At 37.4% G+C, this 22,405-nt stretch carries 21 protein-coding genes; 19 read left to right on the top strand and 2 right to left on the bottom strand.

The genetic code is table 11. The features are described 5' to 3' along the window. Window positions 1-7: 7 nt before the first annotated feature. The 8 genes from Q5760_RS21740 to Q5760_RS21705 all read left to right on the top strand — a co-directional run bounded on the left by Q5760_RS21740 (window position 8) and on the right by Q5760_RS21705 (window position 7,689). The gene (locus Q5760_RS21740; protein WP_428909670.1) at window positions 8-1,360 is read left to right on the top strand and encodes an O-antigen ligase family protein; all 1,353 of its coding nucleotides are present in this window, start codon (window positions 8-10) and stop codon (window positions 1,358-1,360) included. Between the two features lie 22 nt (window positions 1,361-1,382). Further along, window positions 1,383-2,240: a glycosyltransferase gene (locus Q5760_RS21735; protein ID WP_428909669.1), complete on the top strand. Its 858-nt coding sequence runs from the start codon at window positions 1,383-1,385 to the stop codon at window positions 2,238-2,240. Between the two features lie 14 nt (window positions 2,241-2,254). Further along, entirely contained in the window at window positions 2,255-2,947 is a 693-nt protein-coding gene (locus Q5760_RS21730) for a glycosyltransferase family 2 protein (protein WP_428909668.1), read from the top strand. A 127-nt stretch (window positions 2,948-3,074) separates the two neighbouring features. Next, complete coding sequence (gene rfbA, locus Q5760_RS21725; protein WP_428909667.1) at window positions 3,075-3,950, top strand: glucose-1-phosphate thymidylyltransferase RfbA; 876 nt, start codon at window positions 3,075-3,077, stop codon at window positions 3,948-3,950. Between the two features lie 18 nt (window positions 3,951-3,968). Beyond that, on the top strand, window positions 3,969-4,529 hold the full coding sequence (gene rfbC, locus Q5760_RS21720) for a dTDP-4-dehydrorhamnose 3,5-epimerase (RefSeq protein ID WP_428909666.1): 561 nt from the start codon (window positions 3,969-3,971) through the stop codon (window positions 4,527-4,529). Between the two features lie 14 nt (window positions 4,530-4,543). Then, window positions 4,544-5,566: a dTDP-glucose 4,6-dehydratase gene (gene rfbB / locus Q5760_RS21715; RefSeq protein WP_428909665.1), complete on the top strand. Its 1,023-nt coding sequence runs from the start codon at window positions 4,544-4,546 to the stop codon at window positions 5,564-5,566. Then, window positions 5,566-6,411 carry a dTDP-4-dehydrorhamnose reductase gene (rfbD, locus tag Q5760_RS21710; RefSeq protein WP_428909664.1) on the top strand — a complete coding sequence of 282 codons (846 nt, stop codon included), beginning with the start codon at window positions 5,566-5,568 and terminating at the stop codon, window positions 6,409-6,411. The genes rfbB and rfbD overlap by 1 nt, the downstream gene beginning before the upstream one ends. A 198-nt stretch (window positions 6,412-6,609) precedes the next feature. Continuing rightward, the gene (locus Q5760_RS21705; RefSeq protein ID WP_428909663.1) at window positions 6,610-7,689 is read left to right on the top strand and encodes a glycosyltransferase family 4 protein; all 1,080 of its coding nucleotides are present in this window, start codon (window positions 6,610-6,612) and stop codon (window positions 7,687-7,689) included. A 164-nt stretch (window positions 7,690-7,853) separates the two neighbouring features. Here the strand turns inward: Q5760_RS21705 and Q5760_RS21700 are convergent, their stop codons facing one another. Both Q5760_RS21700 and Q5760_RS21695 read right to left on the bottom strand, forming a co-directional pair. Then, window positions 7,854-8,918: an LCP family protein gene (locus Q5760_RS21700; RefSeq protein ID WP_428909662.1), complete on the bottom strand. Its 1,065-nt coding sequence runs from the start codon at window positions 8,916-8,918 to the stop codon at window positions 7,854-7,856. A gap of 168 nt (window positions 8,919-9,086) precedes the next feature. Further along, entirely contained in the window at window positions 9,087-9,719 is a 633-nt protein-coding gene (locus Q5760_RS21695) for a YigZ family protein (RefSeq protein WP_428912657.1), read from the bottom strand. A 662-nt stretch (window positions 9,720-10,381) separates the two neighbouring features. Here Q5760_RS21695 and Q5760_RS21690 point away from each other — a divergent pair. The 11 genes from Q5760_RS21690 to Q5760_RS21640 all read left to right on the top strand — a co-directional run bounded on the left by Q5760_RS21690 (window position 10,382) and on the right by Q5760_RS21640 (window position 22,302). After that, window positions 10,382-11,527 (top strand): sensor histidine kinase, encoded by a 1,146-nt coding sequence (locus tag Q5760_RS21690; protein WP_428909661.1) that lies wholly within the window; start codon window positions 10,382-10,384, stop codon window positions 11,525-11,527. 48 nt (window positions 11,528-11,575) lie between these two features. Next, window positions 11,576-12,259 carry a response regulator gene (locus Q5760_RS21685; RefSeq protein ID WP_428909660.1) on the top strand — a complete coding sequence of 228 codons (684 nt, stop codon included), beginning with the start codon at window positions 11,576-11,578 and terminating at the stop codon, window positions 12,257-12,259. A gap of 262 nt (window positions 12,260-12,521) precedes the next feature. Next, window positions 12,522-12,671 carry a sporulation histidine kinase inhibitor Sda gene (sda, locus tag Q5760_RS21680; RefSeq protein ID WP_428912656.1) on the top strand — a complete coding sequence of 50 codons (150 nt, stop codon included), beginning with the start codon at window positions 12,522-12,524 and terminating at the stop codon, window positions 12,669-12,671. A 96-nt stretch (window positions 12,672-12,767) separates the two neighbouring features. Continuing rightward, window positions 12,768-13,610 carry a DegV family protein gene (locus tag Q5760_RS21675; RefSeq protein ID WP_428909659.1) on the top strand — a complete coding sequence of 281 codons (843 nt, stop codon included), beginning with the start codon at window positions 12,768-12,770 and terminating at the stop codon, window positions 13,608-13,610. Between the two features lie 325 nt (window positions 13,611-13,935). Then, on the top strand, window positions 13,936-15,441 hold the full coding sequence (locus tag Q5760_RS21670; RefSeq protein WP_428909658.1) for a DEAD/DEAH box helicase: 1,506 nt from the start codon (window positions 13,936-13,938) through the stop codon (window positions 15,439-15,441). Window positions 15,442-15,491: 50 nt separating this feature from the next. Continuing rightward, window positions 15,492-16,199 carry a ComF family protein gene (locus tag Q5760_RS21665; protein ID WP_428909657.1) on the top strand — a complete coding sequence of 236 codons (708 nt, stop codon included), beginning with the start codon at window positions 15,492-15,494 and terminating at the stop codon, window positions 16,197-16,199. Between the two features lie 235 nt (window positions 16,200-16,434). Beyond that, window positions 16,435-17,097 carry a Yip1 family protein gene (locus Q5760_RS21660; RefSeq protein ID WP_428909656.1) on the top strand — a complete coding sequence of 221 codons (663 nt, stop codon included), beginning with the start codon at window positions 16,435-16,437 and terminating at the stop codon, window positions 17,095-17,097. Further along, entirely contained in the window at window positions 17,090-18,199 is a 1,110-nt protein-coding gene (locus tag Q5760_RS21655; RefSeq protein WP_428909655.1) for an efflux RND transporter periplasmic adaptor subunit, read from the top strand. Before Q5760_RS21660 ends, Q5760_RS21655 begins: the two co-directional genes overlap by 8 nt. Next, complete coding sequence (locus Q5760_RS21650) at window positions 18,196-18,891, top strand: ABC transporter ATP-binding protein (protein ID WP_428909654.1); 696 nt, start codon at window positions 18,196-18,198, stop codon at window positions 18,889-18,891. Before Q5760_RS21655 ends, Q5760_RS21650 begins: the two co-directional genes overlap by 4 nt. After that, window positions 18,888-20,078: an ABC transporter permease gene (locus Q5760_RS21645; RefSeq protein WP_428909653.1), complete on the top strand. Its 1,191-nt coding sequence runs from the start codon at window positions 18,888-18,890 to the stop codon at window positions 20,076-20,078. The genes Q5760_RS21650 and Q5760_RS21645 overlap by 4 nt, the downstream gene beginning before the upstream one ends. A 529-nt stretch (window positions 20,079-20,607) precedes the next feature. Continuing rightward, entirely contained in the window at window positions 20,608-22,302 is a 1,695-nt protein-coding gene (locus Q5760_RS21640; RefSeq protein WP_428909652.1) for a methyl-accepting chemotaxis protein, read from the top strand. The last annotated feature ends 103 nt before the right edge of the window (window positions 22,303-22,405 follow it).

Raw genomic sequence — 22,405 nt, 5'->3', positions numbered from 1 at the left:
CTACTTCATGAGCAAATTCGAGAAAATTCTTTTAACTATTTTCTTTGTAGAAGTTTTTATAGGAGGCGGTGGAAGGTTAATTGATTTTGGAATTCTTTCCATTCGACAAGTTCTTTTTATTCTAGTCATTTTAACTTTTGCCACTAGAATTATAAAAGAAAAAGCCTACTTTAATAAGGAAATTAATACTTTTATTAGAATAAATCCATTAACGATTGGAATTTATGGGTTAATTATTTGGTTTTTTGTTAGTGCGTTAATGGGAATTATAAATGGAAACCCTTTGTCTATCATTGTAATGGACTTTTTCAGGGTGTCTTTTTTTGGGGTCTATTTCCCATTAGCTTATTATATATCTGAAGAAAGGTTCACTAAACAAAGAATAATTTCCTTATTAAAATATAGTGCTTTAGCTGTTGCAATTTTTACAATTTCTATTGCGGTATTAGGAAAAACTGTTTTTAGCGCAAACTTTTTACCCTTCTATAGGTTTATGAATACGATTATGAATGATGACCTCTTTTTCCGTCCAAGCAACAGTGTCTTTTATAAAAGTCATTTTTATGTTTTAATTGGACTAATTCTTTCATTAAATGCATTACTTTCGAAAAAATATACAAAAATTGATATCTATAATGTTATTCTTTGCTCCATATCTATATTATGGTCTGAAACACGCGGATTCTTAGTTGCATTTGTAGTATGTGTACTTATGATTATTGCACTAGATATTAAAATTGTAACGGATCCAATTAAAGGGCTTGTACAAAAGTATAAAAACCTTGTAAAAAATAAACAATTAATAAAAAAATCAATTATATTAATGATTGTTATTATTTCAGTCCCGTTTTTATATCAACATATGACTCTAGAGAGATTTCAACAAGATGCAGTTGTAGAGGTGCCAAAACCTGATGACGAGGAAGAAAATAAAGAAGTTAAAAAGGAAGTAAATGATGTCAGTGTAAATGCTCGTCTTGAGTTTATCTTGGATTCGAAAGACATATTATTAAGTAATCCAGTATTATTAGTTGTTGGTCATGGATATGGAACGGAAATTGCTGGACGATTAAATGGTATTGAAATGAGCTTTTTAGACATTTTAGTTGAACAAGGGATAATCGGGTTATCTATTTGGTTATTTTTGTGTTTAATATTTTTATTAAATTATCACAAAGCATATAAACGAAACTTCAATATCACTACAGATGATCGTTCATTAATTGCTGCTTTTATAGGTGTGGTTGTGTTAACAAACATAAACCCTTTTATTAATAATCCAATAGGTATCACATTCTTTATATTAGTATTAATTATTTCGCAAAACACCGCTGAACTTTCAAAATTTAAAAGAATATGACGGTAAATAAAGAGGGATTTATGTGAAAGTAATAGTAGTAATTGTTTTGTACAAAGTACCAATTGAACATTGTAAAACACTAAATACAATTAAACGAAATTTGGCTGAATTTGATTTTCCTAATAATCAAATCGAATTTGTCATATATGATCATAGTCCAGAAATGCAGGAGATTCCCGATGAAATGATTGTTGGATGCGAGGTTTCTTATATTCATGATTCACGTAATTTGGGAATTGCTACAGCGTATAATTATGCTTTAAAAAGAGCACAAGACTTAAATGCCCAATGGTTAATATTATTTGATCATGATACCGAGGTTACCCGTGATTATATACGAAAGATATCTACAATAAATGAGATAGATGCTAGTGTTGTTGCTATAGTACCGAAGATTAATCATATAGATAAAATGATTTCACCTGTATTTAGTGACACTTTACAGCATTTAAAAGGAGAAAAACCTAATCCAGGTATTCAAAATAAAGAAATCATGGCAATAAATTCAGCATCGATACTAAGGGTTTCTTTCCTAACTGAGATTGGTGGATTTAATGAAGAGTTCCCTCTTGATTATTTGGATCATTGGTTATTTAATGAAATATTTTTTAAAAATTACAAGGTATACGTTTTAGATACTGTAATACAACATGAGTTATCTGTTATGGACTATAATCAGGTGTCATTATGGAGGTATCAAAGTATATTAGACTCTGAGATCAACTTTTATAAAAATTATAAAAGGGATTTACTTCGACAGTATAAGATGCAATTGCTAAAGCGCTTGTGTAAGCAAATACTTTTGGTTAGTAATAAAAAAATAGCATTTTATACTCTTCGTAAGTTCTTTTCGTTATTGAAGGGAAATGAGGAAAAATGAAGTTATCTGTTTGTATGGCAACTTATAATGGTGCTCAGTTTGTCATTAGACAACTAGATTCAGTATTAAAACAATTAAATGAAGATGATCAGGTAATTATTGTCGACGATCGATCTAGTGATCGTACACTAGAACTAATTAAAGACAAATATGGTCACCGTGTTGAAGTTCATGTAAATGAACAAAATCTAGGAGCTATTAAAAGTTTTGAAAAGGCGATCTCTTTAGCAAAGGGAGAGATCGTTTTCTTATGTGATCAGGATGACATATGGGAAGAGAATAAAGTAGAAGTGGTTTTAAATGCTTTTCGAAATCAAAATGCTGATTTAATCGTGCACGATGCATATGTCGTAGATGGTAGGCTTGAAGTGTTGGATCCCTCATGGAATCATTATAATGCAAATAATACTAATCAAAAATTATGGGGAAATCTTACGAAAAATGCCTTTACAGGAGCAATGATGGCTTTTAGGAAGGAATTAATCCCAAGTATTCTTCCTTTTCCAAAATCAATTGAAATGCATGATCAATGGATCGCGCTTGTCTGCATGCTAGAAAATAGAAATATTATTCATATTAATCAACCTCTAATGAAATATGTAAGGCATGGCGGAAATGTTACAGGAATCAAGAAAAGGAAACTAACAGAACAACTAAAAGGTAGAATAGGTACCTTTATAGCTATTCTTAATTATAAAAAAGATTAAAAGAGCATTAATATCCTATTACAATTTCATGGCTCTAATTGGTTTTAAAATAATAGTTATATATAATAAATATGGAGTTAATGTCTATTAATTTTTTGAAATAAGTTTTTAAAGGGAGCTGACAGAAATGAAAGGGATCATTTTGGCGGGTGGAAGTGGTACAAGATTATATCCATTAACAAAGGTTGTATCCAAACAGTTACTACCTGTTTATGATAAACCTATGATATATTATCCGCTGTCTGTATTAATGCTTGCTGGTATAAAGGATATATTAATTATTTCTACGCCTCAAGATATTGCACGTTTTGAACAAATATTAGGCGATGGTTCAGATTTAGGTATCAACTTTACTTATAAGGTCCAACCAGATCCAGGTGGATTAGCACAAGCATTTCTTATTGGTGAAGAGTTTATCGGTGATGATAATGTTGCACTTGTTCTAGGGGATAATATTTTTTACGGTCATGGACTTACAGATCTATTAAGAAATGCTGTATCACGTAAAAATGGAGCAACTGTATTTGGTTACTACGTAAATGATCCAGAACGTTTTGGGGTAGTTGAATTTGATAATAATGGAAAGGCTATATCTATTGAAGAAAAGCCAGAGATTCCAAAGTCAAATTATGCAGTTACAGGTTTATACTTTTATGACAACCGTGTAGTAGAGATTGCTAAAAATATTAAGCCATCTGCTAGAGGCGAATTAGAGATTACAGATGTAAATAAGGCTTACCTTGAAAAAGGTGAATTAAATGTCGAACTTCTTGGACGTGGGTATGCTTGGTTAGATACAGGAACGCATGAATCATTGTTAGAGGCCTCACAATTTATTGAAACTATTGAGAAAAGACAAACATTAAAAATTGCTTGTCTTGAAGAAATTGCCTATAAAATGGGGTATATTACAAAAGATAAGTTAATACAACTAGCAGAACCATTATTAAAAAATCAGTACGGTCAATATTTAATGAAGATTGCCAACCAAGGAGTAAATTAAAAGGAGGCTGTTAGGTAAATGCAAATGATTAAAACTAAAATACCAGGTGTTGTCATTTTAGAACCAAAAGTTTTTGGTGATCATCGTGGTTATTTTATGGAAAGTTATAATAGAAGTATTTTTGACCAACTAGGGCTGTACTATGAGTTTATCCAAGATAATCAATCACTATCAGCACCAGTTGGGACTTTGAGAGGTTTGCATTTTCAATTAAATCCTAAGGCGCAAACAAAAGTTGTTCGCTGTATTACAGGGGCTATTTACGATGTAGCTGTAGATATTCGTAAAGGTTCACCAACATATGGACAATGGGTAGGAGCAATCTTATCCGAGCATAATAAACGTCAACTAGTAGTACCAAAGGGATTTGCGCATGGTTTTTGCACAATTGTTCCAGATACAACGGTTGCATATAAAGTAGATGAATACTATTCACCAGAACATGACGGTGGGATTTTATGGAATGACCCAGCGCTTGGAATCGATTGGCCAACAACAAATCCAATTTTATCGGAGAAAGATACCAAGCATCCAACTTTGGCTGAGGCTACACATCTTAATTTTGTATACGAGGATTAGGAGGAATACATAATATGAAATTATTGGTAACAGGCGGAGCAGGATTTATTGGTAGTAACTTCGTTCGCTATATGGTAAATAAATATCCTGCGTACCAGGTTTATAATTTAGACTTATTAACCTATGCAGGGAATCTTGAGAATTTGAAAGATATTGAGGAAAAAGAGAATTATCACTTTGTTAAAGGTGATATTGCGGATCGCAACTTTGTTAATAAACTCTTTGAGGATGAAAAATTTGATTATGTCTTAAACTTTGCTGCTGAATCCCATGTTGATCGCAGTATTACAAACCCTGAAATATTTGTACAAACAAATATCCAAGGAACTCTTGTTTTATTAGACGCTGCAAAAGCTATTGGCGTGAAAAAATATTTACAAGTATCTACTGATGAAGTTTATGGTACATTAGGTGAAACAGGTTATTTTACGGAAACAACACCACTTGCCCCAAATAGCCCATACAGTGCGAGTAAAACAGGGGCTGACCTGCTAGTTCGTGCTTATCATGAAACGTATGGATTACCAGTTAATATTACACGTTGCTCCAATAACTATGGACCTTACCATTTTCCAGAAAAACTGATTCCGTTAATGATTATTAATGCATTACACGACAAAGAGCTACCTATTTACGGTGACGGATTGAATGTTCGTGATTGGTTACATGTTGAAGACCACTGTCAGGCTATTGATTTGGTTCTTCATAAAGGTAAGAATGGGGAAGTGTACAATGTCGGTGGTAATAATGAACGCACTAATATCGATATTGTGAAAACGATCCTAAAACAACTTGGAAAACCGGAATCATTGATTAAGTTTGTGAAAGATCGCCCTGGACATGACCGTCGCTATGCTATTGACGCAACAAAACTAAAGGAAGAATTAGGTTGGAAGCCTAAATATACGTTTGAAACTGGTATTGAACAAACCATTAAATGGTATTTAGATAACCAAGAATGGTGGCAAAATATTATCTCTGGTGAGTATCAAGAATACTTTAAATCCCAATATGGCGATAGATTAGAGGTAGAATAATGCTTGTATTAGTTACTGGCGTTAATGGTCAATTAGGTTATGATGTTGTGAAAGAATTAGAAGAAAAAGGTCATCAAGCACAAGGGACTATTCGAAGTGACTTTGACTTAACCAATGAAGCAGAAGTACGAAGTTATGTTCAGAAGGTAAAACCGGATGCGATCATTCATTGTGCAGCATATACAAACGTGGACCAAGCTGAAACTGATCGAGATAATGCTTATAAGGTTAATGCGCTTGGAACCAAATTTCTGGCACAAACAGCTAATGAGATTCAAGCTAAAATGGTCTATGTAAGCACTGATTATGTGTTTAATGGTTCTGCAACCGAACCATATGAGGTTTATCACCCGACAAAACCACTTGGAGTCTATGGTGAAACAAAACTGGCCGGTGAAGAGTTTTTAATAAGTAATTTAGATGCTCATTATATTGTTCGTACTGCATGGGTCTATGGGTCAAACGGGAATAATTTTGTTAAGACAATGCTTCGTTTAGGAGAAGAACGAGGAGAAGTTGGTGTTGTCCATGATCAAATTGGATCACCAACATATACTGTAGATTTAGCATCGTTTCTAGTTGAATTAATTGAATCTGATAAATTTGGCATCTATCATGCATCCAACAGCGGTATATGTTCGTGGTATGAGTTTGCGGTCGAAATTTTTAAACAGTCTGGGTTAGCAGTGAAGGTTAATCCACTAACATCTGACCAATTTCCTCGTCCTGCTACTCGACCTAAGTATTCTGTATTAAGTAAAAATAAACTTATAGAAGAAGGGTTTACTCCTTTGCGAAATTGGAAGGAAGCACTTACTGCATATTTAACCGAAATGAAGAAATAACTAATAAAGAAACTATCGTGAAAGTTCGATAGTTTCTTTTTAAAAGAGCGCTGTTTGCGAAAAGAAATAAGTTGTTTCTTAATTTTATAGATTATGATATAATCCAATAGGTGTATAAAAAACTAAGGTTGGATTGGTTGTATTTTACTTGTTTTATTTTTATAAAACTGGGTAAGATACATTTTAGGGAGGATACCCATGATTTACTTAACAATGTTAATATGCTTAATTAGTTCAATCCTTATAACTCCTGTTGTAAAGAAATTAGCCTTTTTAGTGGGGGCTACTGATAAGCCGAACCAAAGAAAAGTTCACCAGAACATCATGCCCCGACTCGGTGGGTTAGCCATATATATTAGTTTTGTTGTAGGAATTTTTATTATGCTTCCAGAACATCTAATTGATAATACGTTAAGCTCTATTATGATTGGATGTACAATAATTGTTATTACGGGTATTTTTGATGATATATTTGAGATCTCTCCTAAATTAAAATTATTCGGACAGTTAGCTGCTGCTTTAGTAGTTATTGTATGGGGAGATATAAAAGTTGAATTTATCAATTTACCATTTACTGATGGAATATTAGAATTTGGTTACATGAGTGTTCCAATTACACTACTATGGATTATTGGAATTACGAATGCTATTAATTTAATTGACGGTCTTGATGGTTTAGCAGCTGGTGTATCATCAATTGCATTAATTACAATTTCTTTCATGGGGATTTTATTTGGAAATCCTTTTGTAACGATTGTTGCTGCAATTTTATTAGCGAGTACTATAGGTTTTCTTTTTTATAATTTTCATCCAGCGAAGATCTTTATGGGGGATACAGGGGCTCTTTTCTTAGGATATATGATAGCAGTACTTTCATTATTAGGATTTAAAAATGTAGCATTTATTTCTTTTATAATCCCTATTATTATCTTAGGGGTTCCAATATCTGATACATTTTTTGCTATTATGCGTAGAATTCTTAATAAAAAGCCAATCATGCAACCAGATAAGTCTCATTTACATCACTGTCTATTAGGATTAGGTTTTTCACATAGACAAACAGTTTTAATTATTTATGCTATTGCAGCATTCTTTGGCTTAGTAGCTATCATTTTCTCGCAAGCCAAGCTATTAGGGTCAATTGTCCTTATAATAACCCTCCTTATTCTTATCGAAGCTTTAGCGGAGAAAATTGGACTAGTGGGCAAAAATTATAAACCATTACTAAATTTTCTTAAAGGAATACGATACTCTAAATTAAAAACTAATAATAAATAAAATAAATAACGGAAAAAGGTGTGTACTTATCAAAGATACACACCTTTTTTATACTGTTACAAAGAAAATAGAAAATATAAAATGACTCATTTTTTACATGAAAAGGTTGGAAATATGTGCATTATTAAATAAATTTACCTTTTATGTGTAATGTTATATTCCGCTTATTTAACGCTACTATATTTATTGTGAGTTTCAGTATCATAATATCTATCAGCATCGTATTCATCTTCGGTTACAAGAGCATTTTTTAATTCTAAATGTGATTTTAAGAGGTTTTGAACTGATTCTAGATGCTCCTCATCTAATCCATAATAATAAATATTTTTTCCATATTTATTTGGAATGTAAAGATCGCCACCCTGTAAAGTTAGTGTTTCAATATTTAAAGAAGAACCAGCAGCAATATAATCAATAAATGAAGTTAATTCATTGAATGACAAATCAGTTGTCATATTTCCACCAACAGCATCAATTATATTTCCGTATTTTGTAACAGAACCTACTGAAGATGCTTTACTAATTATTGATTTAAGGATATCCATTTGGCGTTTACCACGTTCGATATCGCTATCAAGTTTACGAGTGCGGGAAAGCGCTAATGCTTCTTCCCCGTTTAATTTTTGTAAACCAGGAGTTAAATAAATAATTTTATCAGCTTCAGAATTTAATTCTCCAAATTCATAAGGTACTTCTACTTCAATGCCTCCAAGAGCATCGACTACTTCAACAAAAGCATTAAAATTCATTTTAACATAATAATCGACAGGTATTTCGAATAAGTTTTCTACTGTTTCAATTGTTGCAGTTGCCCCACCAAAAGCATGAGCATGAGTTATCTTATCTTTTCCGTGGTCAGGAATTTTAACATAAGAGTCACGAGGAATACTAAGTAAATTAACCGATTTTAAATCTTTGTTGAATGTAGCAAGTATTAAGGCATCTGATCTGGCACTGGAGCCATACGATCTCTCGTCACTATCATCCACGCCAATAAACAATATTGAAATATTATCTACCTCAGGATTCACCGCTATGTCACGTTTTGAATCCCTCTCGATTTTTTCATAGGAAGTATCCATAGCTGTTTGGGCCTTGTTAAATAAAAAAGTACCGTAAGTTAAAGCACTTAAAAATATAACAACTATAGGTATTAAGTACCATTTTAAAATTTTATTTCTTTTTTTCTTTTTCCTTTGTATTTTTACACTTCTTCCGTTAACAACCATTATCTATCTCCCTTTTTTGAAAATGGAGTTCTTTCTTCAGGGTATTACAAAATAACACCAATCAATTTTCAAATGCTCAACTCAACTATTTCGTTAAATGAATTTTTTAAAACCATTATAGGACTTTCTAATATAGTATCTGTAATAACCTTTCTAATATAAGGATCTTTAGATCTCTTCCTCCAAATAAACCAAGTCCCCCTCAACAATCTCACCCTGTCCATTCGTCAACTCCACCATCCACTCGACAAAGTTCTGCGTCTGTGGTTCTTCGACATACGTATCAATGACCACGTTGTCTAGGTAATGGATCTCTTTTATAGCATAAACGGATGAGCGTAGTTCATTCTCGACTCTCCCCAGCCAAGTATAGTCAATTTTCGTTGACATGACTTTCATCAGTTTCCGTTCCACGATTCCCGTGGCGTTAATGCCTTCAGATGTGGCTTTTCCGTAAGCGCGAATAAGACCGCCTGCGCCTAGTTTTATACCTCCGAAGTAACGAGTGACGACAACGACTGTGTCTTTTAAGTGTTTTTTCTTAAGGACTTCTAAAATGGGTACGCCGGCGGTCCCGCTTGGTTCGCCGTCATCGTTGGCTTTTTGGATTTGGTCATTTTCGCCGATTAGGTAGGCTGAGCAGTTATGGGTGGCGTTCCAGTGGGATTTTTTGATGGATTGGATGAATTCTTGGGCTGATTCTTCCGTTTCAACTCTTTCGACATGGGCGATAAAACGTGATTTTTCAATGACAATTTCGTTTTCGCCGTTTCCTTTAACGGTATAGTAACTTGTAAGCAGTTCAATCGCTCCTTTCTCCTTAGCATGTGCTCTGTGTTTTTTATCATGATGTTTTCTCTGGGAAAATCTAATCTGTGTTTTGTTAACTATTACCATTATTTGTTCAAAAATTTTACATTATTAAGTTACATTTCAACTTGTATTATGTTGTTTTTCGTTATTTTTCAACAAAATCCACTAAATAAACCCTTTTCTTATTATATATCGACATCACTTCAAACGTCTAATTTCAATATGATTGTAATAAAATTTTAATCTGTCTGTCTTTTTAACGTGATATAATGATATCGTCATGGTCCCTAGAGCATAAGGGCAATGGTTAATGGGTCTTATAAACAAAGTAGGACTAGCGTGAATATTTTTTCGACATAGGAAGGAAGATTTAAATATTCTAATGTTTTGAAAAGCAAAAGCATGTTCTTTACTGTACAAACAAGGTAAAATAGGGGTAAAGGGAAACTGCTTCCTTGGGGAATTTTTTCATCCAGGGAAGGTTAGATGAGGGCAGCAGGATGCTAGTCACACTGGCGTTTTTGTCTGTGTTCGATTTTCAGGATCTTTACGGGCAGTTGTCCCCACTAATTTTGGAAACTTAGTTGGGGACATACTGCCTGTTAAGACGGGATAAAGATGGAATGTTTTTGTATCAGGGGGAAATTATATTGAAGATTAAGGATTTCGATACAAAAGCACTGGATGAGATTCTTTCAAAGATGATGGACACGGTTGGCAATAGCAAACAAGAGATCTTTGAAATAGGCGAAAAGTGCAGAGAAGATGTAGTGCTTCTCTCTGATGAATTAAAAAACATCAGGCAAGAAGTTCTTGATACGATTCAAGAAGGAGATTTACTAGAGAAACAGGCTAAATTTTCACGGAAAAGACTATCTGAGGTAAGCCAGCATTTTAATGAATATTCCGAAGAGGAAGTGCGGCAGGTGTATGAAGTCGCACATCGGATTCAAACGGATCTCAATCTGAACCGTGAAAGAGAGAAGCAGCTCCGTTTGCGACGGGATGAGTTGGAACGTCGCTTACATGGGTTATCCGAAACCATTGAAAAAGCAGATCGACTTGTTTCGCAAATAACGGTTGTTCTTCAATACTTATCGAGTGACTTAAAACAAATTGGAGAAATACTTGCTGATGCTAAGCAAAAGCAGGATTTCGGATTGAAAATCATTGAAGCACAAGAAGAAGAAAGAAAGCGGATTTCACGAGAGATTCATGATGGACCGGCGCAAATGATGGCCAATGTCATGTTACGGTCAGATCTAATCGAAAGGGTTTACCAGCAACAAGGGCCTGACGAGGCGATGAAGGAAATTCGTAATATGAAAAAAATGGTAAGGGAAGCGTTATATGAAGTTCGTCACATTATTTATGATTTGCGACCTATGGCGTTGGATGATTTAGGTCTGATTCCTACCTTGAATAAATATTTAAAAACAACCGAGGAATATTTTAGAAGCACGCATATACAGTTTATCTGCATGGGAGAGGGAAGGCGACTTCCAGCAAAATATGAAGTGGCTCTGTTTCGATTAATTCAAGAAGCCGTTCAAAATGTCATGAAACATGCAGAAGCAACAGAAGTGACGGTTAAATTGGAAATACTAAGGGACTATATTACTGTCGTTGTCCGGGATAATGGCAAAGGGTTTGATATGGAACAGAAAAAACCAAATTCCTTTGGATTAATCGGGATGGGCGAACGTGTTGATATACTTGACGGCAACCTCTCCATTGATTCTCAAATTGGAAATGGAACCGTCGTAGTCATTCAAGTACCACTTATAGAAGAATAGTAATTGCTTTTAAAAGAGAGAAAATTAATCCTTAAGGGGGCGGAGTTAATGACAACAAAGATTGTTATTATAGATGATCATCAATTATTTAGAGAAGGCGTTAAACGAATTTTAGAATTTGAACCAAGTTTTAAAGTGGTCGCTGAAGGAAACGATGGTACAGAGGCTGTAGATTTAGTGTCCGAACACCAACCAGATGTTGTGTTAATGGACATCAATATGCCAGACACCAATGGAATCGAAGCAACGAAAAAGTTAATTGAAACATTCCCAGAATCACGTGTGATTATTTTATCGATCCATGATGATGAAAATTACGTATCGCACGCTTTACGAACTGGGGCTTCTGGTTATTTGTTAAAAGAAATGGATGCGGAAGCTCTTATTGAAGCAGTAAAAGTTGTGGCGAGCGGTGGCTGTTACTTACATCCAAAAGTTACAGGTAATTTGGTTCAAGAATATCGTCGATTAGCATCAGAACAAAGCGGCGTGAATAACACATTTTTACAAACTGAAGTCCGACGCCCGCTACACTTATTAACACGCCGTGAGTGTGAAGTACTCCAATTGCTTGCAGATGGAAAAAGCAACCGAGGCATTGGCGAAGCGTTGTATATTAGTGAAAAAACGGTTAAAAACCATGTCAGCAATATTTTACAAAAAATGAATGTAAACGATCGTACCCAAGCAGTTGTCGAAGCGATTAAAAAGGGTTGGGTCGAAGTGAGATAACACGTATTTCCCTCTGGGATACGTGTTTTTTTGTGGTTGTGTTTTGCATGTTCTTGTTTGAGTTTGGTGGATTTTTGAAAAAATTATGACTTTTTGTCAAAAACCCTTTACAAATACACCGAAAATTTGGTAAACATATATTTGTGGTGTCTTTCGTTAATCAATGAGCAAGTGAGTCGAAAGACATAGATGATTTGAAGACTGAACAAATAAACGGAGATTCGATTATCGAATTTAGAAGATATGCAAGAAGGTGAATGGGATGAAAGGGCTAGGGATTTTATCTGACTTTGAACTAGTTGAGGTTTACGAGAAGGCGATCGCGATGAATCTCGATGAAGATTTTACCAGAATTTTATTAATAGAATTGGATCGTAGAGGAATTAGAAACCTAGAAGCAACAATTTGCTAGAAGGGCATTCTTTCATTAATGCAAATCATAGGGTTTTCATATAAAATGGATATTGAACATATAGTAGATAAAAAAGATTAAGGAAGGTATCCCTATATGAAAACTGCTGTTGTAACTGATACTACGGCCTATCTTCCCAAAGATGTGGCTAGTGATTTAAATATACACCTTATTCCTCTTAACGTGATTTTTGGCGAAGAATCGTATCGTGAAGAAATAGAGCTCACTGCAGATGAATTTTATGAAGAAGTCAAACAACAAAAGGAATTACCGAAAACATCGCAACCGTCAACAGGTGAATTTGTTACCTTATTTGAAAAGCTAGCCAAAGACTACGATGCTGTGATTAGTATTCATTTATCAAGCGGCATTAGCGGAACCTATCAAGGCGCCGTAACGGCTGGAAGCATGGTGGATGGGATTGAGGTGTTCCCGTTTGATTCTGAAATCAGCTGTATGGCTCAAGGGTTTTATGTGATCGAGGCTGCCAAAATGGCATCACAGGGTCAATCTCCACAAGACATACTATCTCGTCTCGACGAAATGAAAATATCCATGAGAGCCTATTTCATGGTTGATGATTTATCCCATCTTCAACGGGGCGGGCGTTTATCCAGTGCACAGGCCTTGATTGGAGGTTTGCTCCAAGTTAAGCCACTCCTTCATTTTGAAAATAAAGTCATTGTCCCCTTCGAAAAAATACGTACCCGCAAAAAGGCAATGAAACGGATTGTTGAACTTTTGGACGACGATGCCAAGAGCGGCGATTCCTACCAAGCGGCGATCATTCATGCGAATCGTGAAACTGAAGCGCTGGAATGGAAGACAGAACTTGAGGGTCTGTTTCCGAATGTTGAGTTTCAGATGAGCTATTTTGGTGCGGTAATTGGGACTCACTTGGGAGAAGGTTCGATGGGACTGGCTTGGGTAAAGAAGTAATTGGTGAGGCTGCTGTGTGCAGCCCTTTTTGGTTAATCATAGGGAATTAGAAAAAACTGTATAAAGTAGTTTTACAGGGCAAAAATCAACTGGAGTTAGAAAAAGTGCTTTGTAAAATAGATTTACACAGCAAAAATCGTGAGGAAGGCTAAAAAATGCTTTGTAACGTAATTTTACAGGGCAAAAATCAGGAAAATCCAAGAAAACTGCCGCGTAAATATGTCTTAAAAAAATCAGGTTAGATCGAAAAAAAATCGTCCTATGAATTAAGATTAACACTCTGCTTCAAAAACAACCCCAAATCAAACTTCAAGAGGTGACCCCCATGCGATTCTCCATCCAAAACAACCTACTCGTCCCTGAAACTCTATTAAAAACCCCAACCGCTACCGACCCACAACCAATCTACAAAATAAATCAAATCCCACTACCAGCTCAAAATCCTGATTTTCCATACGACAAAGAACTCCAATCTATGCTAGCAGGAAAACAACTACTCCTCAGTGATCTTCTGTTTCCGATTGACATCATCCAATCCCATTACGAAAATGGATATCTTCAATATCGCAAAAGCATCGAAGTCGAAAATAACCAACACACCTGTGTCCGCTGCGGGAATAAAGCATCGCATCTATTTGCCCGATTTTCATGTGCTTCCTGCGGTGAAACCTGCACATACTGCCGTAATTGCATCATGATGGGGAGGACGGGCACATGTACGCCGCTTATTAGTTGGACAGGTCCACTCCCAACTCCAGCCAAAACTACCGAATCGCCTCTCCAGTGGACTGGAACTCTATCAGAGGGACAGTCTATCGCATCACAACAAGTAGTGAAAGCTGTTGATGAAATAGATTCTCTTCTCGTATGGGCTGTATGCGGAGCTGGCAAAACTGAAGTCCTTTTCAATGGAATTAATACTGCTTTACAAGATGGGAAACGGGTATGCCTAGCAACTCCTCGAACAGATGTCGTACTCGAGCTCTCACCGCGGCTGAAAAAGGTTTTTCCTGATACTCCCGTTGCAACCCTTTATGGTGGAAGTGAAGACCGCCATGTTCATGCACATTTAACCATTGCCACCACTCACCAGCTCCTCCGTTTCTATCAAGCATTTGATGTTGTAATCTTGGATGAGGTCGATGCCTTTCCGTATTCCGTTGATGCCTCGTTGCAATATGCCGTGGAGCAAGCACGAAAACCAACCTCATCAATTATTTATCTAACTGCAACTCCAAACCAACAATGGCAAAAAGAATGCCGTCAGGGGAAAAGAAAGGTCGTTACCATTCCAGCTCGATTTCATCGCTATTCTCTACCAGTCCCGCATTTTAGATGGTGTGGAAACTGGAGCAAGAAACTCAAAAAAGGTCGTTTACCACCAAATGTCCAGCAATGGGTAAAAGAAAGAATCCAATCACAAAAACAAGCGTTACTCTTTTTCCCGCGGATTGAGCTTATGGAACAATTACTCCCGATTTTAAAGAAATTAGATCCGAAAATTGAAGCGGTTTATGCCGAAGATCCCCGACGTAAGGAAAAAGTCCGAGCAATGCGTGAAAAAGAAATTCCTCTTCTCTTAACGACTACGATCCTCGAACGCGGCGTCACATTTCCCAATCTAGATGTAGCTGTGTTCGGTGCCGAAGATCGCATTTTTACAGAAAGTGCCCTCGTCCAAATCGCTGGTCGGGTTGGTCGCAGCGCACAATATCCGACCGGTGACATCACTTTTTTTCACTATGGAAAAACGGACGCCATGGTCAAAGCACGCAGGCAGATTATTGCGATGAATAAAGAAGCAAAGGAGAAGGGGCTGATAGATGATTAACCAGGTTTAACCATCATTCCACAAAATCTTAAAAACAAAGGATTGATCCCATGATCGACCGCTGCCTCATCTGTTTCACCGAGATCATCCCAAAAATCGGCTGGTGGGCCTTAATCGCGGAAGAAAAACAACAAACACTCTGCGCCACTTGCGAGGGAAAGCTACAAGAAATTGAAGGAGAGACGTGCCCAATCTGCAGTCGCCCCTTAGAAGGATTAGAATCTCGCTTTATTAAAGGTGATTACTGTTACGATTGCATTCGCTGGGAAGAGGACCCTCAATGGAAAGGGAGTCTTACTAAAAATACCTCCTTGTATACCTATAACGAATTTCTCCAAGAGGTCATCGCGCGCTATAAATTTAGAGGGGATTATATTCTCGCGAGAATTTTTTCGGAAAAAGTCCAGCAAGTGATAAAACAACAAAAAGCTGATTACCTCGTGCCCATCCCATTAAGCCCTAAGCGACTACAAGAACGATGCTTTAACCAAGCTGAAGCGATCCTCCTTGAAGCTGGACTATCTCCAGCTAATATCCTCAACCGGATCCATTCTGAAAAACAATCTAAAAAATCGCGCCATGAACGAATTTATGTTGAGCAAGTATTTCAACTCGAAACCAATAAGCACATCGAAGGCAAAAGCATCCTACTCATAGACGACATCTATACAACTGGATCTACTCTAAGACATGCGGCGAAAGTTCTAATCGAAAACGGAGCAAACTCCGTTTCATCACTCACGATCGCTAGAGGCTGACGACCCCATTGGACCAATCTCGACAGCGCTTACCGTCCCATAACTAAATTTGTAAAGAATTGGTGAATTTCACAAAAATTCTGTCGAAATTATGCTATAGTAATATGAGAAAGTTCCTGTTTTATTAGGGAACGATAGGTCATATAGAGGGGGCAATGATAAAAAGAGATTCAATTTTCCTAAGGAAGATTTACCCTCTATCCGATCATAAACAAAAAAGAAAGGGATGGGATTTATGTCAGAAGAAGTAGGAAAAAAACCTTCAATTTGGGGGATGTTGTGGAGTCCAACCGAGCAATTCGAACGCATTAAAGAACGACCGAAAATTTGGGGAGCGCTTGCGATTGTCACTTTGATTACGATCATCGGGATGTATCTATCTTCGCTAGGAGTGCTAGAAGGGATTCCAGAATTAGAGGGAATTCCAGAAGAGGAACTACAGTTAATGAACACATTTGGCACGGTAACGATGGCCATTACGGGTTTGTTTACACCGATTATTGGCATTACAATCTCTACGTTAATTTACTTATTAATTGCCAAAATTGCGCGCTCAGAAGTTAGATTCAAGCAATTATTTTCCATGAATACATATATCATGATTCTTTCAGCGCTTAGCATTTTAATCAATGGAATCGGTATTGCCCTTTTAGGCGGGACTACTGAAACGCTTTATACGAGCTTAGGTTCCATCATTCCAGCAGAAGGAGCTCTTGGGGGGCTACTTAGTGGACTAGAAGTATTTGGCATTTGGTCTGTGATCCTTTCCGCTATCGGACTCCAAAAAGTCGCTAATTTTTCAAAAGGCTTAGCATGGACCATTTCAATTGTGTTCTTTGTGATTGGACTTATTTTCACCATGATTGGCGCTGCTCTTAGCGGATTGGTCGGTGTCTAATTTTTATGAAAAAAAGGTCTGGATTGCCATCGGAGTTGTGGCAGTAATTGTCCTTCTTTTTGGCATTAATATTTGGAAAAACGTACAAGCGAACAACATCACGATGGAAGTGACATCACTTAAGAAAGAAACGATTTCCGAGCAGGTTATGACCCCTGGAACATTAAAGCTTGAGAATCAACAAACGATTTATCACGCTCCTGAAAAAGGAGAAATTGTAGAGTATTTCGTAGACGAAGGAGCCGATGTGAAAGCAGGGGACTCTCTATTTCGCTATGAAAATAAAGGGCTTGATCTTGAAAAAAAACAAAATGAACTCCAACGACAATCAAGCCAGTTACAACTGAACAGTCTGCAAGATAAACTGGATGACCTCAATAAACAATTAAAAGATGATAAAGAAAATGACATGCTAAAAGCAGAGCGCGATCAAGCTAATCTGCAAGTAAAGCAGGCAAAATTAGAAATTGAACAGCTTGCCCTTCAAAAACAAGCAATTGAAGAGCAAATATCCGATCTTACGGTGAAAAGTAACATGGATGGAAAAGTGGTTTCTATCAATAAAGAATCGGCTGGCGCCGCAGCTGGAGCCCAACCGAATGCGTTAATTCAAATTGGAACATTAGACAAACTGATTGTCGAAGGATCTCTTTCTGAGTATGATACGTTAAAAATCAAGCAGGGTCAGAATGTGCAATTACGATCCGATGCGATGCCTGGTGAGTCGTGGACTGGAAAGGTAAGCTTTATCTCCTATTTGCCAGGAGCCGCGGCGGGACTTGAAGAAACTGGCGTTCAGTATCCGATTGAAGTAACAGTAGATTCTCAAAACATAAGCCTAAAGCCGGGCTTCCAAATGGTGATGGAAATCATTACAGAAGAACGCGAGGCCCAAACGCTTCCGCTTACTGCTGTTAAGCAGGAGGATGACAAAAATTATGTGTTCCTGGTCGTTGGTGGAAAAACGAAAAAGCAAGAAGTACAAGTGGGATTGGTGTCAAACGAGAATATTGAAATCGTGAAAGGATTAAAAGCAGACGATCAAGTTCTGTTAGAACCAGGGGATGATGTTACGTCCGGGATGGAAGTGAACGTGAAATGATTCGTCTTCACGATATTCGAAAAAGCTACACCGTTGGAAAAGAGTCCGTTGATGTGTTAAAAGGGATTGACTTACACATTCAAAACGGTGAATTTACCGCGATTATGGGACCATCAGGTTCAGGAAAATCAACCCTTATGAATATGATTGGCTGCCTGGACCGTCCGACAACTGGTGAATATTATCTCAATGACGTACTTGTGTCACAATATAACGAGAACGATCTTGCACGGGTGCGAAATCAATCGATTGGCTTTGTTTTCCAGCAATTTCAGCTGCTGCCACGGTTGAATGCGTTAAAAAATGTAGAACTTCCGATGATTTACGCAGGGGTGAAAAAAAAGGAAAGAGAAGAACGAGCGGCTGAAGCTTTGTTGAAAGTAGGGCTTGGTGACCGAATGGACCATCTGCCTAACGAACTATCAGGTGGTCAAAAGCAGCGTGTAGCGATTGCACGTTCCATTGTTAATACACCTGACTTGATTTTAGCGGATGAGCCAACTGGGGCACTCGATTCTAAAACCAGTGTACAAATAATGGAACTGTTTACGATGCTGAATCGCGAAGGAACCACGATCATTCTTGTCACCCACGAAAGGGAAGTCGCCCAATATGCGAACAGAAACGTATTTGTTCGAGACGGACTCATCATGCAGGACGAGGTCTTGGTCGAGGGAGGGGGGTTCGAATGAGTTTAGCTGAAAATATGAAGATGGCTCTTTCCTCTCTCCTGGCTCATAAAATGCGCTCGATTTTAACCATGATCGGGATCATCATTGGCGTTGGTTCCGTCATTACCGTTGTCGCCATCGGACAGGGCGGAGAAGCAATGTTAAAGTCGCAAATCGTTGGGGCTGGAAATACAGTTGAATTATTTTATATGCCTTCAGAGGAAGAAATGATGGTGGACCCCGATGCGATGATGAATCCTTTTTCACAAGAGGACATCCGAGCAATTGAAACCATTCCAGAAGTGACGAAGGTGGTGGCTACTTCTGCAGAATACGGAAATGTTCGATATCGAGAGGACCTTCTAGAGTCGTCGATAACAGGAATTAACCAAGCCTACATGGATGTGAACGGACTTCAAGTTAGTTCAGGAAGAAATTTACTGGATGCCGATTTCCTTGGTGGTCGCCGCGTTGCGGTGGTGAGTGCTAATTTTCAAGAAGACCTATTTGATGGTGAAAATCCTATAGGTCAGGTGATCTTTATTCGCTCACAGCCTGTCGAGATTGTGGGTGTTTTAGCTGAGACGACTGGACTCTTTTCCTTTGGAGCCAATGAAGTGTATTTGCCGTGGAACACATGGCGGACGATCTTTGCTTCCAATGAATTGAGCCAAATAACTCTACAGGCGGGGAATGCAGAGGATTTGCAAGTGGCTGGTGAAAAGGCTGCTGACCTCTTAAATCGTATCCATAATAAAGAAGAAGCCTATCAAGTGCTGAACATGGAGGAAATCGCAGCGGGCGTGGGGCAGATTACCAATATCATGACGATTATTATTAGCAGCATCGCTGGAATCTCACTATTAGTTGGTGGGATTGGCGTTATGAATATTATGCTCGTTTCGGTTACCGAGCGGACCCGTGAGATTGGAGTAAGGATGGCTCTTGGCGCAACAAGAGGTCAAATCCTTGTTCAATTCCTGATTGAATCCGTTACTTTGACTTTAATTGGTGGAGGCATCGGGATTTTGTTAGGATGGGGAGCGGCAACCATCGTTTCTTCCTTCGCAGGATGGCCGGCGTTGATTTCATGGCCAGTTATTGCAGGAGGAGTGCTATTCTCTATGATTATCGGGATTGTGTTTGGTATCTTGCCAGCTAACAAAGCTTCGAGGTTGGATCCGATTGAGTCGTTGAGGTATGAGTAGACGGTTGGATGTGCTTTCGCCCTTTTTGAGCGTGACCTAAAAGGACAACAAAGGGGAGAATCAATAACAACGATTCTCCCTGATTTAGTTGGCATAAGAAAAGTTGAAAAAAGTTCTTGAACCGTTCTCAAGAACTTTTTTTGCGAAAATCCATCTAAAAAGTCCGTGAGAGCCCGTCTCAAGTACTTTTTTCTAGAATATTATTCAAAAAAGTCCATATGCACACTCTTGAAAAATCACTATGAAAAGTTTATAAGATCCATCTTCAAAAAATTTTACCTCGTTCTATTCACTCCCTTACTCAAGGATAACAACCTATATTTTCCACAATTCAATTGACATACATAGGACTTTTAGTCTAAATTGAAAATAGTAGATTAGAAATTTTATAATAATAGTTTTAACACAATAATGTTCTTAATCCTCTGCACAAAATCAAGTTCTTCTGGGTAGCTTTTGTTGTCTAGAAGTAACTATTTTTTTATAAAAGAGTTCGTCATCCATCATGTAAAACAGGGAGGAAAGTAAGGTGAAATTAACCTTAAAACGAAAATTAATTGGCTCCTTTATCATTGTGGCGCTTATTTTTGGGATTGCTACTGTGTATTCTTTTACAAGTATGAAAAAAGTCGTTGATTCCTATGATTATTTGGTAGGGTCGGTTACCGAATTAGAATCAATCACTCAAGCCATTCATACGGAGATCGCTTTGGAAGTGAGTTATTATCGAGCCCATATGCTATATGGCGATGAAGAGCAAATTGAAAAATTTAACGAGTCCGCAGCAAATATAAACAAATATATTCAAACAGCGAGAGACCTTTCGGAAATACCGGAAACGGATCAGCGTCTAGCCACCATTGAAGCTTTGCAAAGTCAACTTGTCAACACCGCATACCCGATTATGGAAGATGTAAAAACCGATAGAGAGAAAGCCATTGCGACAGGTCTAGATGAAATCGTCCCAATCACATCTGATCTAGAAACGGAGATCGTGTCTATGAACCAATGGCTGCATGACATGGCTAAAGATATCGAAGTTGAGACACAGAAAGAAGCTGCTTCGAGCGTTACTCTCATTTTCAGTATCAGTCTATTAGCAGCTATTATTGCAATGATCATTGGATTCATATTATCCCTAAAAATTTCTAAACCAATCAATTTAGTTGTTGATCAAATGAATGCTGTTGCAAATGGTGATTTATCACAGGAGAAATTGAAGATTACATCAAAGGATGAAATTGGAAATCTTATAAATGCCACGAATGAGATGTCAGATAAACTTCATGAGATCTTAAGAAAAATTAATACTGTTTCACATACCGTACATAGTCATAGTGAAGAATTGACGCAATCGGCAAAAGAAGTGTCTGCAGGAGCCGAACAGGTTACGATGACGATGGAAGAGTTAGCCTCTGGAGCTGAAACGCAAGCAAATCATTCAAGTGAAATCTCATCTACGATGGCTGATTTCGTCCACAAAGTTCAGGATGCGAATGCTGATGGAGAATGTGTTCAAGAGAACTCACAGAAGGTAATAGAAATGACACATACTGGTAGTCAATTAATGCAAGGCTCGATGAAACAAATGAAGACCATTGATGAAATTGTGAAAAGTTCTGTTGAAAACGTACAGAATCTCCAGTCCTCTTCTCAAGAAATTTATAAATTAGTGGTTGTGATTAAGGATATAGCCGAGCAAACGAATCTATTAGCTTTAAATGCAGCAATTGAAGCGGCACGCGCCGGAGAACATGGAAGAGGCTTTTCCGTTGTCGCAGAAGAAGTTCGAAAATTGGCTGAGCAAACAGGTGCGTCTGTATCTGAAATCAACAATATTGTTGAAAATATTCAAGCTGGTTTTGGTACTGTCACCCAATCATTGCAAGAGGGTTATAAAGAGGTTGAAAAAGGAACGGTGCAAATCGAAACAACAGGTCAGACCTTTGAAGAAATCTCAAAACAAGTAAATGATATGGTGTCCAGTGTTAAAAATATTACCGACGCTCTTACTGATATCGCGTCAACGAGTCAGGAAATGAATAGCTCCATCCAGGAAGTAGCTGCCACCGCAGAAGAATCAGCAGCTGGAATCGAAGAAACATCCGCTTCTGCTCAACAAGCCAATGCCACACTCGAGCAAGTAGCAGAAAGCTCAAATCAATTAGCTCAATTAGCAGAAGAACTAAATGACCTCGTCAGTCAATTTAAACTAGAAAAATAGGTGAAAGAGCGTTTCTATCTTTAAGGTAGGAACGCTCTTTTTTTGGAAATATAGATTAATGCGCCATAACCAATAAATGGAAGGTGCCAGGCACCTTCCATTT

The organism is Niallia sp. Kr1 (genome assembly GCF_050389805.1).
In the GTDB taxonomy this organism is placed as follows: domain Bacteria; phylum Bacillota; class Bacilli; order Bacillales; family Cytobacillaceae; genus Bacillus_BD.
This window is presented reverse-complemented; position numbering and strand designations above follow the sequence as displayed.

What these genes read in the sequence shown, in the direction of transcription:
- Q5760_RS21730 (WP_428909668.1), top strand. Translation starts at nt 2,255, where the DNA reads ATGGCAACTTATAATGGTGCTCAGTTTGTCATTAGACAACTAGATTCA.
- sda (WP_428912656.1), top strand. Translation starts at nt 12,522, where the DNA reads ATGAAAGGGCTAGGGATTTTATCTGACTTTGAACTAGTTGAGGTTTAC.
- Q5760_RS21670 (WP_428909658.1), top strand. Translation starts at nt 13,936, where the DNA reads ATGCGATTCTCCATCCAAAACAACCTACTCGTCCCTGAAACTCTATTA.
- Q5760_RS21645 (WP_428909653.1), top strand. Translation starts at nt 18,888, where the DNA reads ATGAGTTTAGCTGAAAATATGAAGATGGCTCTTTCCTCTCTCCTGGCT.
- Q5760_RS21705 (WP_428909663.1), top strand. Translation starts at nt 6,610, where the DNA reads ATGATTTACTTAACAATGTTAATATGCTTAATTAGTTCAATCCTTATA.
- rfbC (WP_428909666.1), top strand. Translation starts at nt 3,969, where the DNA reads ATGCAAATGATTAAAACTAAAATACCAGGTGTTGTCATTTTAGAACCA.
- rfbB (WP_428909665.1), top strand. Translation starts at nt 4,544, where the DNA reads ATGAAATTATTGGTAACAGGCGGAGCAGGATTTATTGGTAGTAACTTC.
- Q5760_RS21660 (WP_428909656.1), top strand. Translation starts at nt 16,435, where the DNA reads ATGTCAGAAGAAGTAGGAAAAAAACCTTCAATTTGGGGGATGTTGTGG.
- Q5760_RS21650 (WP_428909654.1), top strand. Translation starts at nt 18,196, where the DNA reads ATGATTCGTCTTCACGATATTCGAAAAAGCTACACCGTTGGAAAAGAG.
- Q5760_RS21675 (WP_428909659.1), top strand. Translation starts at nt 12,768, where the DNA reads ATGAAAACTGCTGTTGTAACTGATACTACGGCCTATCTTCCCAAAGAT.
- Q5760_RS21700 (WP_428909662.1), bottom strand. Translation starts at nt 8,918, where the DNA reads ATGGTTGTTAACGGAAGAAGTGTAAAAATACAAAGGAAAAAGAAAAAA.
- Q5760_RS21665 (WP_428909657.1), top strand. Translation starts at nt 15,492, where the DNA reads ATGATCGACCGCTGCCTCATCTGTTTCACCGAGATCATCCCAAAAATC.
- rfbA (WP_428909667.1), top strand. Translation starts at nt 3,075, where the DNA reads ATGAAAGGGATCATTTTGGCGGGTGGAAGTGGTACAAGATTATATCCA.
- Q5760_RS21685 (WP_428909660.1), top strand. Translation starts at nt 11,576, where the DNA reads ATGACAACAAAGATTGTTATTATAGATGATCATCAATTATTTAGAGAA.
- Q5760_RS21740 (WP_428909670.1), top strand. Translation starts at nt 8, where the DNA reads ATGAGCAAATTCGAGAAAATTCTTTTAACTATTTTCTTTGTAGAAGTT.
- rfbD (WP_428909664.1), top strand. Translation starts at nt 5,566, where the DNA reads ATGCTTGTATTAGTTACTGGCGTTAATGGTCAATTAGGTTATGATGTT.